Origin of the sequence: Halalkalibacter lacteus (genome assembly GCF_036663595.1) — a bacterium.
Lineage (GTDB): Bacteria > Bacillota > Bacilli > Bacillales > Bacillaceae_D > Halalkalibacter > Halalkalibacter lacteus.
In genome coordinates, this window is record NZ_JAWRVL010000425.1 from 1 (window position 1) to 240 (window position 240).

The following is a 240-nucleotide window of genomic DNA, read 5'->3' on the forward strand; positions in this document are numbered from 1 at the left end:
TAGTTGCCAGAGGAAATACCGCTTGTGGGTTATTTCAACAAGATTATGGTTGGTCAATCGGACAAATGGGACCTGATGGGATGTTGATTATTGACTTAGATGGCGTTGAATATGACTTACCAATTAGGGATTTACGGAAGCTTATTACTGGTAAAATGGATGATATGTGAGTTTGGGATGTAGAGTATATGAAAGGAATGATTGAAGAATATAACGAGTCTAATACAATTGAGGATGACA

1 pseudogene is annotated in these 240 nt (G+C 37.1%); it reads left to right on the top strand.

Going from position 1 to position 240, the window contains the following annotated elements:
• Positions 1-240 (top strand): annotated as a pseudogene (locus tag SAZ04_RS22890) (CotS family spore coat protein); the annotation flags it as partial.